The organism is Christiangramia sp. (assembly GCF_029937855.1).
Lineage (GTDB): Bacteria > Bacteroidota > Bacteroidia > Flavobacteriales > Flavobacteriaceae > Christiangramia.
Genome location: NZ_JAPYPC010000011.1, coordinates 68118 through 84651, shown reverse-complemented (window position 1 = coordinate 84651; position 16534 = coordinate 68118). Strand labels below are relative to the sequence as shown.

Below are 16534 nucleotides of genomic sequence, written 5' to 3'. Positions count from 1 at the left end.
AATAGGAAGAGAGTAAAAGGCTATTAAGAGGATTTTATAATTTGAAAAACCTCTATAAAAACAAAACCCACCCTTAATAAATTAAGGATGGGAAAAAAATTGCTATGAAAAAGAAAAATTATCACTAAAAGACTTAGTGATTCTCAAATATATAAATTTTTTCTTAAAATTGGCTTTCTAAGAAAACATATCTTTAACTTTTTCAAAGAATGATTTATCATTTTTTTCCGGATTCGGCTGGAAGTTCTCATCATCAGCCATTCTTTCAAAAAATTCTTTTTGTTCCCTGGATAAGGTTTTAGGGGTCCATACATTTACATGAACCAGAAGATCGCCTTTTCCATATCCATTAATACTGCTAATACCTTTTCCTCTAAGTCTTAATATCTTACCAGACTGTACCCCTTCTTCAATCTTAATACGAACTTTACCTGTAACGGTATCAATTTCCTTAGAAGTACCTAAAGCAGCTTCAGAATAACTTATATAAAGGTCATAATGCAAATTATCACCTTCTCTTTGCAAGGTAGCATGCTCTTTTTCTTCGATCGCTACGAGAAGATCTCCTGGAATTCCATTTCCTGGGGCATCATTTCCTTTTCCTGATACCTTTAATTGCATTCCATCTTCAACTCCGGCCGGTATTTTGATCGAAACGGTTTCTTCCTGCATTACGAGGCCCTGAGCATCTGAACCTTCAGGCTTTTTATCTATCATCTGCCCACTACCACCACATGTAGTACATGGAGATGCCGTTTGCATTCTACCCAGGATTGTATTGGTCACTCTGGTCACCTGACCTGTACCCTTACAGGTACTGCAGGTTTTATAAGTAGTACCGGAAGCCTGAACTTTCCTTTTAACTTTTATCTTCTTCTCGCATCCATTCGCAATCTCTTCCAGATTTAAACTTACGCGTATTCTAAGATTACTTCCTTTAGCCCTACGCTGGCCGCCACCAAAGCCGCCAAAACCTGAAAATCCGCCGCCGCCAAAACCGCCGCCAAAGATATCACCAAACTGGCTGAAGATGTCATCCATATTCATACCTCCACCGCCAAAGCCACCACCTTCAAATGCCTGGTGACCAAAACGATCATATTTGGCTCTCTTTTCCTGATTTCCTAAAACTTCATAGGCCTCAGCAGATTTCTTGAACATTTCTTCTGCTTCCGTATCTCCCGGATTTTTATCTGGGTGGTACTTTAAAGCCTTCTTTCTATATGCTTTTTTAATCTCTGCAGCTGAAGCATCTTTACTTAAGCCTAATATTTCGTAATAATCTTCTTTCATGTTGGGTTTTTACAAAATTTGTAAAAGCGATTTTTATTTTCCGGTTACTACTTTTGGATATCTTATAATTCTCTCTCCAAGTTTATATCCTGGCTCTACTACATCAACAATCTTGCCTTTAAGATCATCAGATGGCGCCGGAACCTGCGTAATGGCTTCATGTACTTCAGAATCAAAATCTGAGCCCTGCTCCACTTCAATTCGCTCTAATCCCTTTGCCTTAAGGGTTTCCTTCAATTTATTATGTATTAAATTAATCCCTACCAGAAGGTTTTCGTCGCCAGACTTCTTTAATTCAGCTAACGCCCTGTCAAAATCATCTAATATAGGCAGCATGGCAGTCATGACTTCCTGGTTGGCAGTCTTGAATAATTCCAGCCTTTCTTTAGAAGTACGCCTTTTGTAGTTTTCAAATTCAGCAAAAAGTCTTAAAAATTTATCTTTTTCTTTTTGCACTTCTTCTTTCAAAAGCTCTTCTTCCGTTAGCTCATCTTCTTCCATTTCAAGGGGGTCACTACTATTATTGTCATTTCCTTCTACTTCATCTATAGCATCATTCATCGCTTCTTCCACCTGGTCTTTCACCTTTTTATCTTCGTCTTTAATTTTATCTTCTTTTCGGCTCATCGTTTTTAATTTTTCTTTCACGCACTTCAGGTCAAATTCGTTGCCAATTCAATTAAAATGTCAAAATGTCACAAGATATTTTTAGTAAAATTTTATGAGCTGTGGAATGAATTTCGGCTTACATTTGCGCCGAACTTTTAAAATCATTAAACCTAATGAAAAGAATTTTTTTAAATGCATTTGTAATTGCAGGTCTTGGACTGGCTTTTACGGGATGTAAGAACGAAAATAAAGAGGCTGAAATGGCAGAATCTAAAGAAGTTGCTACTGCAGAAGCTGAAGCAATGGAATTTAAAGTAGATACTACATCTTCTGTAATAGAATGGAAAGGTGAAAAACCTACGGGAACTCACACCGGCACAATTAAAGTAACTAACGGTACTTTTATGGCCAATGACAGTGTTGTAGAAAGTGGAACCTTTGTTATAGATATGGAATCTATTGAAGTTACAGATCTGGAAGGCGAGCAAAAAACAAATCTTGAAGCTCACTTAAAAGGTACTGTTGAAGGAAAAGAAGGTGACTTTTTTAATGTAACTAAGTTTCCTGAAGCTACATTTGAAGTAACTGGAGTTACTGAGCAGGAAGGCCAGGCAATGCTTCAAGGTAACCTTACGATTAAAGAGGAAACCAAAAACATTGTTTTTCCGGTAAATATTTCTAATAACGGAGAGACGATCGAAATTACAAGTGAAGAATTCACGATAGATCGTACTAAATGGAATGTGAATTACGGTTCAAAATCTGTATTTGACGGTTTAGGTGACAAATTCATCAATGATGATATTACATTAAAAGTAAATCTGAAAGCTAAAAAAGCTTAATTTATAATTTGAATTTTATAAGAGGCTGCCAGTGATGGCGGCCTTTTTTATTTTAAGTTAAATCTCCAAGTGCCCTGGAAAGATTCGTGTAATTAAAATTATAACCGGCACTCTCAATTTTTTTGCTGCTTACCAACTGGCTGGATAAAACGATTTCTGACATTTCTCCCAGCAAAGCTTTTAAAGCGAAGGCTGGAACATTTGGTAACCAAACGGATTTTCCCATTTTGCCTGCCAGTTCTTTTGTAAGTTCTTTATTAGTAACCGGATTTGGCGCCACAGCATTGTAGACTCCTGTTAGATCATTTTTTATCGCAAATAAAAAGATCCCTGCAAGATCCTCTATATGAATCCAGGATTGCCATTGTTTTCCACTTCCCAGGGCAGCTCCCATATTTAAGGAAACCGGTTTTTTTATTTTTTCCAGCATACCGCCATTTTCAGCGAGTACCAGACCTACCCTGATTTTAGCTACATCAAGCCCTAACTTCTCAAATTCATCTGCGGCTGCTTCCCATTTTTCAACTACTTTACCCACAAAATTATCAGCAACCTGATTATCATCTTCAAAATATAATTTCTCCAACGAACTGGGATACACCCCGATTGCGCTGGCTGAAATATAATTTTCAACCTGATGTGGATTTTCCTGCAAGGTTTTACGGAGTAAAGCAGCGGTTTTGGTTCTGCTTTTAATGATGGTTTTCTTGTAAGAATTAGACCAGGGCTCTGCAATACTGGCTCCGGCCAGATGAACAATAGTATGTACGTCTTTTATACATCCAGCCTCTATGACTTCATTTTTAGGATTCCAATAATACCCCTGATAATCTTCCTTATTTTCAATTTTGGATTTGTTGGTAGTCAGGTAGTTAATTTTTATCCCTTCGTTGCGGCACAAATTGCTCAGTTCTGAGCCAATCAATCCTGTTGCACCTGTAATTAATACCCGCATATTTTTTCCCGTTAAGATACATAAGACAAATGGTGATTGACTTATTTTATAACAGGTTTAACGGCTTTCCTTTTAAGATTTAACAGCTCTTATCATCTCTCTTTTCCCCGGTGGACCGGGAAGTTTTTGAACTTCAAATCCCGAAGCAATCATCGCTCTTCTCACACTCCCCTTTGCAGCATAAGTCACCAATACCCCGTTTTTTCTTAAAGCATTGTACATTTTACTGAATATTTCCTCAGTCCATAATTCCGGCTGAACCCGAGCTCCAAAGGCGTCGAAGTAAATAAGATCATAAAGGTTTTCATCATTCACTTCAGCAAACTTTTTCTTTATTTTGGTCAGGCTGAAATAATCAGAAATTGGGAATAACTTCTCCCATTCGATATCATGTAATTGGAAAAAAAGATCTGATTGTTCCTGTGCCTGACAGGTTTCAGGATAATTTAAAAACTTTACTTCCTCCGGCGGAACGGGATAAGCTTCCACTCCGGTATAATTTATTTTTAAATTCAACTTTTCAGCTTCCAATAATGTAAGGAAAGCATTTAGACCTGTGCCAAATCCTATCTCAAGGATCGAGAGTTCATCTAAAGAATGCTGTTCTAAAAAATAGTGCAGACCCATTTTTAAGAAGACATGCCGCGCTTCCTGAACAGCGCCATGTTTAGAATGATACTGTTCATTCCATTCCGGTAAATGTATTGTTACTGAACCGTCATCGGTTTTTATTATTTTTCTTTCCAATTATTTTTTTATTAAAATCCCGTCTGCTATAAAACCAAAAGATTTCAGGGGTTCGGTTATCGCCACCACCTCATCAACAGGTTTTCCAGCATCTTCAGCATAATGCCTTTGCTCTTCTACCGAAGTTATCTGTACAAATGCTTTTCCGCGTACAATCACTTCTTTTCCTATCACATCCTCTGGTACAAAAAATCCGTAATCTTTAAAAGTCACCCTCACATCATCTACTCCCGGCAACTCAAGCACCATCCAGCAACCTTTCTTCTGGCATACACTATTTATGGTGGTACGGAATTTCTCTTTAATAGTATCTCCACTTCTTAATCCTTCAAATTTTTCCAACATGACCGATGAGGAAAAACTTCCTTCTTTACTTATTTTAGCACCATAGGATTCAAATTCTTTCTGCTCCTGTTCGACTATCCCAATTTCTTCCTGGTCCTTCTCTTTATTTTGTTTACAGGAAATTACCAGGAACAGAACAAAAACAAATAAAACTTTTTTCATGATTGTGTATAAAACGGAGTTGACCTCAAATTTACCAAAACTTTAGATTTTGATTCTGCTATTAATTGGGTAAATTTGTTGACTTATCACGAATCCATGAAAAATCCAATATCTATGATAGACATACAAAGAGCTCCCAAATCTAAACTAAGCGAAACTAATTTTGATAATCTGGTTTTCGGGCAGGTCTTTTCAGATCATATGATGGAATGTGATTATAAGAATGGTAAATGGCAAACGCCTGTAATCAAACCTTATGGCCCTTTATCGCTGGAACCCTCGGCTCGAGTTTTTCACTATGGCCAGGCGGTTTTTGAAGGGATGAAAGCCTATAAGGATGAAAATGATAAAATCTGGCTTTTTAGACCTGATGAGAATTTCAATAGGATCAATAGGTCCAGTAAACGCCTGGCGATTCCAGAATTCCCTAAGGAATATTTCTTTGAGGCTTTGGAAGAATTACTTAAAATTGATAAAGCCTGGATCAAGAAAGGATTTGGAAACAGCCTTTATTTGAGACCTTTTGTTATCGCTACAGAAGCAGGGGTATCTGCTTCCCCGGCTAATGAATATAAGTTTATGATCATCTGCTCTCCTGCTCAGGCATACTATAGCGGTGAAGTAAGAGTGAAATTTTCAGAGAAATACAGCCGTGCAGCAGATGGCGGTGTTGGTTTTGCCAAAGCAGCTGGTAATTATGGTGCTCAGTTTTATCCAACCAATCTTGCCAAAGAAGAAGGATATCAGCAAATTATCTGGACAGATGCCAATACTCACGATTACCTTGAAGAAGCTGGAACTATGAATATTTTCTTCAGGATTGGGGACAAACTTGTTACCGCCCCCACCAATGATAGAATACTGGATGGGGTGACCAGGAAAAGTGTATTAAGCCTTGCGGAGGAATTTAATATTGAGACTGAAGTTCGCAGAGTTAGTGTGCAGGAAATTATAGAAGCGGCTGAAAAAGGAGAATTAAAAGAAATGTTTGGTTCGGGAACCGCAACCGTTATAAATCCTATCGTTGGATTTGGATATAAAGATCATAAATTTGATTTACCAAACATGGAAGATTCATATGCCCGATCCTTCAAGGATAAGCTTATGAAAATACAATATAACCAGGCCGAAGATAAATTTGGTTGGAGATATGAAGTAAAATAATAATTCCTATTTTAAATAATGAAATCCTGGCTTCTGGCCGGGGTTTTTAATTTTTAGAAAGTAGTGTTCGATAGAATTTAAAAAAACGAACCTGAACCCAGTTATTTTAATAACTCTAACTCAAGGTATTTTCCTACTAGCTATCCACTGCTTTTAAAATTTCTGATTTTTGGTATTCTTTATGTTGAACTTCTTTTGTCTATCAGTTAGTTAAGTTCAGGTCTAAATTCTTATAACTAAAAGCCAAGCGGTCTAGTTTCTTTTAACCTGAGATGAGTGATTTTTAGACGAAAATAGAATGGGTAATTTATAGCTTCTGTCCTTACTTTTTTTACCTGAAGGATTTGCTCTTTTAAAGATTAGGTAACCGCGTTTATAATTCGGTGATTCAAACTCTATTTTTCCCGAGAAATCCACAAAATCCTCCGTCATCCATTTTCCCTCTGCCTCAATGTATGATTCTGCCAACGTGTTAAAATTTTTATCCTGAATTTCTATTGGCGCATTTGCCTCAAAAAACCAATATCCAAGTGCCTTTCCTTTTATTATAAGCGGTGAAGTAACAACCTTATTTGGCAATGGCTTTTCAATTTTAATCCAATTAGAAACCAAGTTTTGGTGATTTGAATTGAATTGAAAGGATTCCAGTATTTTAATCATCCTGGACTTTATCTCTGCTTCAACTTTTCCATAATATTTAATATTATCCTCTCCCATGGGATCGCAATTCTCTAAATCCTTTTGATTTCCAGCTTTATCCACACATTTAGCTTCAAAGTTCTGAATAGGAAAATGGACAAAGACACCACCGTATTTTTTCCAATTTTCAGGTGGATCTTTAAACCTTAAAAAATAAGCCCAGGATTCTCCAGATTCTAAAATATAGGCTTCATTAACATCCATCTTCAAATCTGGGTTTAAATTGACAGTTTCATTTATATCTTCAAAAGCTATCTTACTTCCGTTAGGTGCGTCCACACCAAAACCTTTAGGAAGCACCGCGATATAAGCATTTTGAGGATCTTCATGAATGGCAAAAGGAGGCTTAAAGCCAGTATCCTTCAAATAAAAATTAATAACCGGTGATTCACCAGGAAGTTCAGACTCCAGCGAAGTGAAACTTTTAGGATATTCCAAAGTGAAGCCCCATTCCTCATTGTTATAGGCTATCACTGAATCTATGGGAGTACCTATAGATTCTTGATCTCCTGTAAAATCAGATTCAGTTTCATTTCTATCCTGGTCTTTACAGGAAATACAGCTTAAAACTATCAAGAATATGATAAAGCTTCTCATTTTTCTTTTTAAGATAAAAAAATGAGCAGAGGAATATTTTAAAATTTTCTAAAACTACTCATCAAGTATCTTTAAAATATCGGGTTTGAAATAATTTGGCCCTTTAAGTACTTTTCCATCTTCCCTATAGATTGGTTTTCCATCGGCTCCCAGCTTACTCATGTTACTGGATTGTATCTCATCAAAAACTTCTTCAATTTTATGTTGCATTCCGTGCTCTATAATAGTTCCGCAGAGAATATATAACATATCCCCCAAGGCATCTGCCACTTCAGCGAGATCACTGTTATTGGCTGCTTCAAGATATTCTTCGTTCTCTTCCTTCATCAAATTATACCGAAGTAAATTTTTAGCTTTCCCAAGGTTAGCTACTGGTTTTTCTTCGATTCCCAATCCAAATGCCGAATGAAATTCTTTTACGGCTGCAATTCTTTTCTTCATATTGTCTCAAGCTTTAAAAAGTTAACTTTGCATAAAAATAAATAAATGTTTTCTACAGGACAGCTCATTTTTGCGGGACTTTTTATTGTTGCGTTTGTAATCATTATAATCTATAGTTATAGAAAAGACATTAAACTCCATAAGAAATACTATAAAGGAAGTCTCTATGTTTTAATTGGATTTATAATTTTTATACTCTTGCTTTTCTTTATTAAAACCAGGCTTAATCATTAGTTCCATCGGAATTAACCTATCCCCGGTCTCTTAAAATAATTATATTAGCACTATCAAATCTTAACCAAGCATGAAAATTTTCAAATACTTATTATTCTTATTGCTCATTTTTATCATTGGAGCCTCCATATACATCGCAACCAAAGACGGTAAATTTCAAGTGGAACAAGAGATGATCATGGAAGCACCCCAGGAAGTTGTTTATAAAGAGGTAAATGATTTTACTACTTGGAAAAACTGGGAGCCATGGTCACAGGAAACTGATGACATGATCTTAAATTATGGTGAAAAAACTAGTGGTGAAGGTGCTTCTTACTCCTGGCAGAGTGAGGAAATGGGCAAAGGTAAAATGATTACCACTAAAGCCAATCCACATAAAACAATCGAACAAAAAATAACTTTTAAAACTCCTTTTGGAGAGTCAACAAGTGATATCTATTGGGAATTTGAACCACAGGGTGATAGTACCAGAGTAACCTGGGGTATGATAGGAGAACAGAGTTTTATGGAAAAAGCAGCGTTTATTTTTCAGGATGAAAGCCTGAAGGAAATGATGCAACCCATGTTTGAAAAAGGACTGAACAATCTTCAGGAGGAGCTAAGAGTGAAGATGAATAGTTACTCTATTAATATTGAAGGAGTAACTCAACATGGTGGTGGTTATTATATGTATATCACCACTGCTAGCAAAATTAGCCAGGTTAATGAAAGGATGGTAAAAATGATTACTGAAGTAGGTAATTTTATGAATACCAATAATATTGAGCAGGTAGGGAAACCTTTTGTGCTGTATAACGAATGGAATGAAGATCAGGCTACTGCTATATACTCTGCAGCTTACTTTACTCCAAGTGAAGTGATAACAACTTCAGAGAGCAGCGTTTTAAATGGATTTATGCCAAATCAACGCACCTTGAAAACAACTTTAAAAGGTGATTATGATAACCTGCAGGAAGCATGGGATAATTCTTATGCTTATTTACAGAAAAACGGCATGCAGATAGACGAGGATGCAAAAGCATTTGAAGTTTATGTAACCGGACCTAAGGATAATGCTAATCCAGCAGAATGGATCACAAACATCTATATTCCACTAGAGCAGGTAACAGCAGACACAAATAATAATGATTAAAAATTTACTTCTTGTATTTATCGGGGGTGGCCTGGGAAGTTGTTTTAGATTTATTATTAGCAAATATCTCAATACATCATCCATTATTCCCTACGGAACATTTCTGGTAAATATTGTGGGAAGTTTATTATTAGGGATCATTTTAGGCTGGGCAATAAAATCCAATTCTCTTAATAGCCCTCTAAATTTAATGCTGAGTATAGGTTTTTGCGGAGGCTTTACCACTTTTTCTACCTTTTCTTTTGAAAATTACTCCATGATCCGCTCTGGAGATTACTTAAATTTTTCAATCTACTTCTTCGGAAGCGTTATATTAGGGATTTTAGCCATCCTTGCCGGAGTTTTGATCTCAAAATATCTATAAATCGTTTTCTTACGATATTAAATTCTTAAAAATTTTCAATTAAAATAAACACCCCTAAAATTTTAGGGGTGTTTATTTTTTATATAGAAAAAATTAAACATTACCCCTATTTTTATAGGGGTATAAATATGTATTTTTATAATTTTAACCTATTATTAATAAATTATTATGAAATGAGCCAAAGATTGAAATTCGATTTAAATAGAGATAATCATTGGCGAATTACATCTGAAAAGATCAAAAACAATTAAACAAAAGCAGATGAAAAAAATTGAAGCAATCATTCGAAAATCAGAATTCGATGAAACCAAAGAGGCACTCCATGCGATTGGAGTTACCTTTTTTAGTTACTGGGACGTTACCGGAGTTGGTAATGAAAAAGTAGGTCATGTTTACCGGGGGGTAAGTTACAGCACCGCAGATATCCAAAGAAGATACCTCTCTATAGTGGTAACCGATTCTTTTCTGGAAAAAACTGTTGAAACTCTTCTAAAAACAGCCCATACAGGAAAAGTGGGTGACGGGAAGATCTTTGTTTCTTCAATTGAAGAAGCTTATCGAATTAGGACCAAAGAAAAAGGCGGTGAATCGCTTAAATAAATTACAATAAAACTAAGGTATAAGATATTATGGAAGGACTATTAACTATAAATAACGTATGGATGATGATCTGTACGGGATTGGTGTTTTTTATGCACCTCGGTTTCGCATTATTAGAAATAGGGTTAACCAGACAAAAAAATACAATCAACATTTTATTTAAAAATATTTTCATTATCACCATGGGGCTGCTTTTATATTGTCTCCTAGGTTTTAATTTAATGTATCCGGGTGAATTTAACGGGTTTATAGGTTTCGCCGGTTTCGGGTTATCGAGTCCCCTCGTAGACGGTAGTCTTGACCTGGCTTATAGTGAAGGATATACTTACTGGACCGACTTCTTGTTCCAGGGAATGTTTGCAGCTACAGCCGCCACTATCGTGTCTGGTGCTGTTGCAGAAAGAATTAAGCTGAACAGCTTTATGATCTTCGTGATACTCTACATAGGAATTGTATATCCAATTGCAGGTTCCTGGAAATGGGGAGGTGGATTCCTTGATGAGATGGGATTCTATGATTTTGCCGGTTCAACGCTGGTACATTCTGTTGGAGGATGGGCAGCATTAGTAGCTATCTGGCTTTTAGGTGCCAGAATAGGGAAGTTTAAAGACGGTAAGATTGGAGCTTTTCCTGGTCATAACATGCCTTTCGCCACGGCAGGGGTTATCATACTTTGGTTAGGATGGTTTGGTTTCAATGGAGGTTCTGTACTTTCTGCAGATCCAGAATTAACCTCCTTAACACTCGTAACAACCTGTCTTGCCGCGGCCGCTGGTGGTGTTGCATCTTTTATTTTCTCCACGATTCTTTATAAAAATTATGATATTACCATGTTTTTAAACGGTATACTTGGCGGATTAGTAGGTATAACTGCCGGAGCAGACCAAATGTCGCCCACCGATGCTATTCTAATAGGTGCCATAGCCGGAGTGATCATTGTACTTGGAGTGGCATTGATAGATAGAATAAGACTGGACGATCCTGTAGGAGCGGTTGCAGTTCATCTAATTTGTGGGATTTGGGGAACCCTTGCTGTTGGTATCTTCGGAAATCTGGCCGGTTGGGATCAGTTTATTAATCAGCTTATAGGAGTAGCTTGCTACGCCGCTATTTGTATAGTTGGGTCCTTTATTATTTTCTATTTATTGAAGCTTAGCATAGGAATACGGGTTTCAGCCAAAGAAGAAACTGAAGGTCTTGACATCCATGAACATGGAATGGACGCTTATCCAGATTTCGGCTTAAAGCAACCTTAATATCAATGTGGAATAAAAAATTTCTTGGAACCTACTATTCCCCGGACAAGCTGTAGAAGTATTTCCGATGGTGATCGGTATCACTTTAGCATCCCTGCCAAAATCCGAAATTTTTTATTTCCCCTCACCCGAAACTGCGAAATAGCAGTTCCGACCTCTCCCAAGGGAGAAGTAAAGCATAAATCCAGGGGCAGAGTCGCCGGGAAATTTGTAGAATTAAAACAAAAAACGGAGCGTTCCTCCAAACGCTCCGTATACAATAATCACTTCAATGTATGATCAATAGAAGATCAATCCGGTCGCAAAACCAAATATTAAATCAAATTATTAATCAATGTCATTATGAAAGCAATTACAACTTCAAAATTAGTGAAATTTCTCTTTTTACTACCTGTAGCCTTTACAACTTCTTCCTTAATTGCACAGGAAGAAGAGGCTACGTCAACTTTCACCATAAGCGGTAGCGTAGATGCCTATTTTAGAACTAATTTCAACGGCTTGAATAAAGAAGAATATAGTTCTGCAGAACCTGATCTATTAATTGGATCCCCGCAGGCACCTGCTTCTTCTTTTGCTAACGATCCTGGATTTGCCATAGGCATGGCCAATGTTATCCTTGGTTATGAAAGGGACAAAGTAGGTTTCGTGGCCGATCTTGTCTTTGGTCCAAGAGGTGAAGATGCCGTATTCTTATCACAACCTTCTACCAATATCGTGAATCAGTTATATGCCTATTATAAAGTAAATGATGCCTTAAAATTTACTTTGGGTAACTGGAATACTTTTCTGGGATATGAAGTGATTTCGCCTGTAGGTAATTTTAACTACTCCACCTCTTATATGTTTTCATACGGCCCATTTTCGCATACCGGGCTAAAAGCAGATTTCAGCTTTGATGCTCACTGGACAGGAATGCTGGCGGTTATGAATCCTACCGATTATACTGAATTTAATCCTATTGGAAAATATTCCTTCGGGGGACAACTGGGATACTCCAACGCTTATGGTAGTGCTTTTTTAAATTTAATCTACGGGGAACAATCACTTTCAGACGATGCTTTATTCCAGATTGATCTTACCACTGGATGGGACCTTACCGAAACTTTCTATTTAGGATTCAACGGAACATATCAGGATACTGATGGAATAGGCTTTTATGGTGCTGCCCTTTATCCGCAATTAAGCCTCTCTGATAATTTTGGACTTGGACTTAGAGCGGAATATTTTAAAGAGCTTGAAGATGGAGGCCCGGTTTATGGGGCCGATGTAAGAGCACTGGATTTTACCTTAACCGGAAGTTATACGGTTGGAGGCCTTATCATCAAACCGGAATTACGACTTGACAGTATTTCTGAAGACGTTTTCTTAAATAAGGACTTGGAGGCTACAGACAATTTATCATCCTTTGTACTTGCAGCCATCTATGCTTTCTAATCAATAAGCTTTAAATGCCTTCACACCGGCAAATATTTCTATCTCCAAATCATTTTCTTCAGGTGGAATGGGACAGGAATATTTGCCGCTATAAGCACAATAAGGATTATAAGCCTTATTGAAGTCTAGAATCACTTCCTTAGATTCCGGAATCCTGAAATCTATATATCTTCCACCACCATAAGTACTTTCCCCGTTTGTTAGATCTGTAAAAGGCAGAAACAAATAATTAAAATATTCCGGATCCTGGGTCAACTCCTGGTTCTGATAGAGGTTCAGTTTAAAATCCTTTCCTTTTAAATTAAAATAAAGCTCGCCGTACTTCACATACACAGGCATTCTGTCTGTACTGGTCTTCATACGAAAAGGAGACTCTGCGGGCGTTCTAACGAATTCAGCTTTTACGATATAATCTGGATTGATTTCAAAGAAATCCAGACCTCGAAATTCTTTTAAATCTTTATCCTCTAATGGAGATTCTTCAGGATTGGCATATTCCCTATTTAATTCATCCTGAAATTCCCTGGAACTGTCGATAAATGCTTTCTCCTGTGTTTGCATTTCACTGCAAAAACAACTAAAAAAGAATAAAATTAAAAGCTTTGTTTTATACATAATTGGGCTTCTTCAAAGGATTAAAATTAATGATTAATACCGTCAAAATTTAATTTAATTTTGAAGCAGACACCAACCATGAAAAAATTATTTAGATCATATTTTGAATCCTTCGGAGGATTAAGAAAAGAAATCTGGCTCCTGTCCCTTATTACCCTGATTAATAGAGCGGGAACTATGGTCATCCCATTCCTATCGCTTTATCTTACTAAAAGCAGGGGTTTTAGCCTGGAAGAAGTAGGATGGATACTCAGCTTTTTCGGACTTGGATCTGTCACTGGTTCATGGCTTGGCGGAAAACTTACTGATAAGATAGGCCATTACAAAACCATGGTAATAAGCCTAATTTTATCTTCAGTATTATTTGTTCTACTACAGTTTCCTTCGTCATTTTGGTCCATATGCCTCGGAATCTACCTGGTGATGACGGTGGCAGATATTTTTAGACCAGCAGTTTTCGTAGCAATTAACGCCTATAGCAAACCAGAAAATAGAACCAGATCTGTTACCTTGATTAGGTTGGCCATAAATTTGGGTTTTTCTGCGGGTCCGGCAGTAGGTGGATTGATTATTGCCACTGCAGGTTATAGCGGACTTTTCTGGATAGATGGGCTCACCTGTTTAGCAGCAGGAATTTTACTTCTAAAACTTTTACATCCTAAAAGGGCAAAAGAAGAGCCCGAAGATATCATAGTACAGACCAGAACTGCCATGAGTGATAAATTATACCTAATCTTTATCCTGGCAATGATGATCTTTGGATTTATTTTCATCCAATATTTTTCTACCATGCCCCTGTATTATGCGAATTTTCATCAATTAGATGAATTTGAAATAGGGCTGCTATTAGGATTAAACGGATTAACGATCTTCCTTTTTGAAATGCCCCTCATAAAATTTTTAGAAAATCGAAAGCATTCTGCCATAGCCTATGTAATATTAGGAACGATATTATCTGGGATCAGTTTTCTGGTAATCAATTTAACCGATTGGACAGGAGTATTAATTATAGGAATGTTACTGGTGACTCTAGGGGAAATGATTGCATTTCCGTTTTCAAACAGCTTTGCCCTGAACAGATCTGACGGAAAAAAAAGAGGTTCCTATATGGCTCTTTATAGCATAGCATTTTCCGTAAGTCATATTTTTGGCCATAACTCAGGAATGCAGCTCATAGATAATTTTGGTTTTAAATTTACCTGGTACACCATGCTAATACTGGCAATTGCTGCCTGCGGATTGCTTATAATTTTAAAAGGATTGCTAAAAAAAGAAGCCGTTTAATTCTATTCCACTTTATCATCGAAGAATTTAGATTCACCCAGATATTGTTTTACGATCTTATTATATTCAGGGGAGAACTGTAAATCTAATGCGCCATCTATATTATAGAGTGATTCCATGTCTGAATAACCGGTTTTAAGAAGATCTTCCAGGTAAAGTAATGCGGTTTCATAGTCGCCATCATTCGAAGCCAACGAAATAATTTTAAAATAGGCCTCCGGGTCTTCTTTATTAATTGCAGTTCTAAGAACGCTAATGAATATTTTGGTATCTATAGAAGCATTGGATTTTACGATATTATCAAATTCTTTTTTAGAAACAAAATCAAGATATCCCAACAGTCTATAGGCCATATTTGACTTTGCTTCATTTGAATTCTCTTTTAGTTTTTCCAGTTCATCTACCTGATATGCCCACCAGCCTATATTCTGAAAATTGGAGGTCATTATATCATTGATTAGCAAATATTCATATTCTGCCTGTTGTTGTTTTTCAAAGGAAGTAGCTTCTCTGAAGTCCCTTCGCTGGGATTTAAACCCATCGGTTTTTTTAATAGCTTTTTTTCTTTCCTTAATCTCATCTTCATAACCAAACCGCTCATATTTCTCCTCCATCCTGTCTAATTTCTCTGATGCAGCATAATAATTACGTGTTCTTCTTAAGGTTTCAACATAAGCAATTTCATCTTCATAAAGTTTCTGAATAAAATCTTCTTCTTTAGTACGTTTTCCGTTTTTGATTGCTTCCAGGGTAAAACCAGACATGGCATTGGTTATAACAGAAGGATTTGGCCATTCGTCCTCCTTACCATCGAAATAATAAACATCTGTAGTGAAATCCTGATTGTCATAAAACCGAAGGTAATTTTCTATTTCATATACCATATAATCCTTATCTCCGGCAATCCCAATAAACATATATGGATTATTTCTATCAAGATAATTTGGATTCACAAAGGAATTGCCAATAGCCATAACCCCTGCCATTTGTTTGTAGATTAATGGTAATGCCGAACCCACCTGTGCACCCTCTCCCAAACCGGCAGTATACACCATGCCGGGATCAACAGGAAAAGAATTCAGCACGCTATTCATCATCGCAGTTGCGGTTTGAATAATACTGTCTATGGGTTTGGAAGTTAGATTGATATTGGAAGAAGCTATAAGATATTTTTGATTTTCTGCAGCAACTCTGAAAAGGTTTGCAGTGGTAGCCCCTCTACCTTTAGGATCAAACACAAATACGACGGGCCACTTTTGCTCTGCTGAATAATTTGTAGGCGCATAAAGGGCATAGGTATCTGAGGTACCCGATGGAATTGGAAGTGAATCTGTAACTCCACCTTTAACGATCCTATATTCCTGTGCGGCTAAATTGGAAAAACTAGCAATAGTAAAAATTGCCAATAATAATCTTTTCATAATTATAAGAATATGCTTAAATATATGAATTGCATCATTAATTATTCCATAAAAAAACCCATTGTAAAAACAACGGGTTCCAATTTTGAAATTTATATACCTTTTTATTTATTTACTGGCTGATATTTCACTTTAGGTTTTTCACGAAAAAATAACTTTGCCAGTAGTGAAATCACCAATAGATCTGCAAAAATCAGGAACATGACTCGTATCACTTCAATACCGTCAAAGGATAATCCTGTGAAACCAACAATTCCTGTTATTAATGCAAGTACTAAAAATAATAATGTCTTCTTTTTCATAGCTCTTTCTTAGCTTTCTATTTTGAAACAAATTTAAG

At 36.7% G+C, this 16534-nt stretch carries 19 protein-coding genes; 9 read left to right on the top strand and 10 right to left on the bottom strand.

Annotated features, from left to right (window positions below):
- Nucleotides 1-177: 177 nt before the first annotated feature.
- A complete protein-coding gene (gene dnaJ / locus Q1K34_RS08165; protein WP_300437027.1) occupies nucleotides 178-1293 on the bottom strand; it encodes a molecular chaperone DnaJ in 1116 nt (371 codons plus the stop codon).
- Between the two features lie 33 nt (nucleotides 1294-1326).
- A complete protein-coding gene (locus Q1K34_RS08160) occupies nucleotides 1327-1920 on the bottom strand; it encodes a nucleotide exchange factor GrpE (protein ID WP_300437025.1) in 594 nt (197 codons plus the stop codon).
- Nucleotides 1921-2075: 155 nt separating this feature from the next.
- Between Q1K34_RS08160 and Q1K34_RS08155 the strand changes: the two genes are divergently transcribed.
- Nucleotides 2076-2744, top strand: a complete 669-nt coding sequence (locus Q1K34_RS08155; protein ID WP_300437023.1) for a YceI family protein — start codon at nucleotides 2076-2078, stop codon at nucleotides 2742-2744.
- Nucleotides 2745-2796: 52 nt separating this feature from the next.
- Here the strand turns inward: Q1K34_RS08155 and Q1K34_RS08150 are convergent, their stop codons facing one another.
- From Q1K34_RS08150 to Q1K34_RS08140, 3 genes are all read right to left on the bottom strand, one after another.
- On the bottom strand, nucleotides 2797-3699 hold the full coding sequence (locus Q1K34_RS08150; protein ID WP_300437021.1) for a TIGR01777 family oxidoreductase: 903 nt from the start codon (nucleotides 3697-3699) through the stop codon (nucleotides 2797-2799).
- A gap of 72 nt (nucleotides 3700-3771) precedes the next feature.
- Nucleotides 3772-4446, bottom strand: a complete 675-nt coding sequence (gene mnmD, locus Q1K34_RS08145; RefSeq protein WP_300437019.1) for a tRNA (5-methylaminomethyl-2-thiouridine)(34)-methyltransferase MnmD — start codon at nucleotides 4444-4446, stop codon at nucleotides 3772-3774.
- Entirely contained in the window at nucleotides 4447-4953 is a 507-nt protein-coding gene (locus Q1K34_RS08140; RefSeq protein ID WP_300437016.1) for a DUF4920 domain-containing protein, read from the bottom strand.
- Between the two features lie 114 nt (nucleotides 4954-5067).
- Between Q1K34_RS08140 and Q1K34_RS08135 the strand changes: the two genes are divergently transcribed.
- Nucleotides 5068-6117, top strand: a complete 1050-nt coding sequence (locus tag Q1K34_RS08135) for a branched-chain amino acid aminotransferase (protein WP_300437013.1) — start codon at nucleotides 5068-5070, stop codon at nucleotides 6115-6117.
- Nucleotides 6118-6369: 252 nt separating this feature from the next.
- Here the strand turns inward: Q1K34_RS08135 and Q1K34_RS08130 are convergent, their stop codons facing one another.
- Nucleotides 6370-7413, bottom strand: a complete 1044-nt coding sequence (locus tag Q1K34_RS08130; RefSeq protein WP_300437010.1) for a Gmad2 immunoglobulin-like domain-containing protein — start codon at nucleotides 7411-7413, stop codon at nucleotides 6370-6372.
- A gap of 54 nt (nucleotides 7414-7467) precedes the next feature.
- Nucleotides 7468-7854: a nucleoside triphosphate pyrophosphohydrolase family protein gene (locus Q1K34_RS08125; protein ID WP_300437007.1), complete on the bottom strand. Its 387-nt coding sequence runs from the start codon at nucleotides 7852-7854 to the stop codon at nucleotides 7468-7470.
- 45 nt (nucleotides 7855-7899) lie between these two features.
- On the opposite strand from Q1K34_RS08125, the gene Q1K34_RS08120 reads away from it, so the two are divergent.
- The 6 genes from Q1K34_RS08120 to Q1K34_RS08095 all read left to right on the top strand — a co-directional run bounded on the left by Q1K34_RS08120 (nucleotide 7900) and on the right by Q1K34_RS08095 (nucleotide 12874).
- Nucleotides 7900-8088: a hypothetical protein gene (locus Q1K34_RS08120; protein ID WP_300437004.1), complete on the top strand. Its 189-nt coding sequence runs from the start codon at nucleotides 7900-7902 to the stop codon at nucleotides 8086-8088.
- A 70-nt stretch (nucleotides 8089-8158) separates the two neighbouring features.
- A complete protein-coding gene (locus Q1K34_RS08115; RefSeq protein WP_300437001.1) occupies nucleotides 8159-9220 on the top strand; it encodes an SRPBCC family protein in 1062 nt (353 codons plus the stop codon).
- Nucleotides 9216-9584 (top strand): fluoride efflux transporter CrcB, encoded by a 369-nt coding sequence (gene crcB / locus Q1K34_RS08110; RefSeq protein ID WP_300437098.1) that lies wholly within the window; start codon nucleotides 9216-9218, stop codon nucleotides 9582-9584. Before Q1K34_RS08115 ends, crcB begins: the two co-directional genes overlap by 5 nt.
- 261 nt (nucleotides 9585-9845) lie before the next feature.
- The gene (locus Q1K34_RS08105) at nucleotides 9846-10184 is read left to right on the top strand and encodes a P-II family nitrogen regulator (RefSeq protein ID WP_300436998.1); all 339 of its coding nucleotides are present in this window, start codon (nucleotides 9846-9848) and stop codon (nucleotides 10182-10184) included.
- A gap of 29 nt (nucleotides 10185-10213) precedes the next feature.
- A complete protein-coding gene (locus Q1K34_RS08100) occupies nucleotides 10214-11440 on the top strand; it encodes an ammonium transporter (RefSeq protein ID WP_300436995.1) in 1227 nt (408 codons plus the stop codon).
- Nucleotides 11441-11782: 342 nt separating this feature from the next.
- Nucleotides 11783-12874: a porin gene (locus tag Q1K34_RS08095; RefSeq protein ID WP_300436992.1), complete on the top strand. Its 1092-nt coding sequence runs from the start codon at nucleotides 11783-11785 to the stop codon at nucleotides 12872-12874.
- Here the strand turns inward: Q1K34_RS08095 and Q1K34_RS08090 are convergent, their stop codons facing one another.
- On the bottom strand, nucleotides 12875-13435 hold the full coding sequence (locus tag Q1K34_RS08090; RefSeq protein ID WP_300437095.1) for a DUF1684 domain-containing protein: 561 nt from the start codon (nucleotides 13433-13435) through the stop codon (nucleotides 12875-12877).
- 132 nt (nucleotides 13436-13567) lie between these two features.
- On the opposite strand from Q1K34_RS08090, the gene Q1K34_RS08085 reads away from it, so the two are divergent.
- On the top strand, nucleotides 13568-14773 hold the full coding sequence (locus Q1K34_RS08085) for an MFS transporter (protein WP_300436989.1): 1206 nt from the start codon (nucleotides 13568-13570) through the stop codon (nucleotides 14771-14773).
- Between the two features lie 2 nt (nucleotides 14774-14775).
- Here Q1K34_RS08085 and Q1K34_RS08080 read toward each other — a convergent pair whose 3' ends face one another.
- On the bottom strand, nucleotides 14776-16194 hold the full coding sequence (locus tag Q1K34_RS08080; protein WP_300436986.1) for a hypothetical protein: 1419 nt from the start codon (nucleotides 16192-16194) through the stop codon (nucleotides 14776-14778).
- Between the two features lie 104 nt (nucleotides 16195-16298).
- A complete protein-coding gene (locus Q1K34_RS08075) occupies nucleotides 16299-16496 on the bottom strand; it encodes a DUF1328 domain-containing protein (protein WP_300436982.1) in 198 nt (65 codons plus the stop codon).
- Nucleotides 16497-16534: the final 38 nt, after the last annotated feature.